The sequence below is a fragment of the uncultured Microbulbifer sp. genome (assembly GCF_947498635.1).
Classification (GTDB): Bacteria; Pseudomonadota; Gammaproteobacteria; order Pseudomonadales; family Cellvibrionaceae; genus Microbulbifer; species Microbulbifer echini.
In genome coordinates this window covers 1-1,094 of the sequence record NZ_CANMKV010000101.1, presented here as the reverse complement: position 1 = coordinate 1,094, position 1,094 = coordinate 1, and the positions used below count along the sequence as shown (strand labels likewise).

Annotated in this window: 2 protein-coding genes; one reads left to right on the top strand and one right to left on the bottom strand. The window is 44.3% G+C overall.

The window, feature by feature from the left end; all coding sequences use genetic code 11:
- A partial coding sequence (locus Q1A69_RS19980; RefSeq protein WP_299589641.1) for an IS3 family transposase occupies nucleotides 1-194 on the top strand: 194 nt, incomplete at its 5' end.
- Between the two features lie 54 nt (nucleotides 195-248).
- Here Q1A69_RS19980 and Q1A69_RS19975 read toward each other — a convergent pair.
- Nucleotides 249-626, bottom strand: a complete 378-nt coding sequence (locus Q1A69_RS19975) for a hypothetical protein (protein ID WP_299589639.1) — start codon at nucleotides 624-626, stop codon at nucleotides 249-251.
- Between the last annotated feature and the right edge of the window lie 468 nt (nucleotides 627-1,094).

Sequence of the window (1,094 nt, the reverse complement as noted above, 5' to 3'; positions counted from 1 at the left end):
ATGATAACGCTTGTGCAGAAACGTTCTTCCACTCACTTAAAGTAGAAGCAATTCATGGTAACCGCTTTCCCACAAGGTGCCTCATGCGAGAAACCGTATTTGAGTATATAGAGATAGACTACAATCGAAACCGCCTTCACAGCGCCAATGGCTATCTCAGCCCTGAGGCGTTTGAGGAAAAACTAGTCGCTTAGTAGTGCGTCCGTTGTTGATGGGTAGGATCATTCTCATAGATGAAGATATTTTTTCTACCTGTAGCAGCTTAGCAAAACCATAACGATGCTTTGAGCGGCACCGCTTCTCTGTAATGTGCCACTCCACATCTTTAGATCTAAGCTCTTCTCGCTTTTCCAAGCCGATGCAGCCAGAATCTCCCCAAGCTCGCTTTTATTCACTATGTGGCAATTTACTTGTCGCAGTAACGTCATACTGGTTAGTCGCTGTTGCGTTGAGACTATGATGAATCCGAGAATGTCATCTGTACTGATATGCACCTTAATTCCAAAATACCACCGATTGCCTTTTTGGGTTTGAGAAATTCCTGGGTCGTGCTGCGTCTTTTTATTCTTAGTCAAAGCTGGAGTTGAGATAACAGTGGCATCTACAATGGAGTCTTCATGCAGCACTTGTCATTCTCAGCAAGATGTTTATTAATATCCTCAAATAGGGTAGTGCCCCGTTGATTCAACTCCAGTAAGTGGTGAAAGTTGAGAGTCGTTGTCACGCCAGGAATTGGGGTGTTCAAAGTCAATCCGGAAAAATTACACATAGATTTAATCTCATATGGTGCATCTTCCTCGGCGGGTTAATTGAGATTGTAAAATAGCTGCATACAATGGATGTGCAGAATGGCACTCAATGAATATGGTTTTCGGCCACACTTACCTTGTGGATAACAAGGCGCTATTTGAGTTTCTATTTGCTGTCATGGGGTGAGAGCTTCCACCTGAGAGGAAAACTTCTCACGCGAGTATTACGGCGCTTCAGATTATGTTCTGCGTCAGCAAAGGTGACTTGGTGATCCTACCCACCAACAACGGACACACTACTAAGCGACTAGTTGTTCCTCAAACGCCTCAGGGCTGAGATAGCCA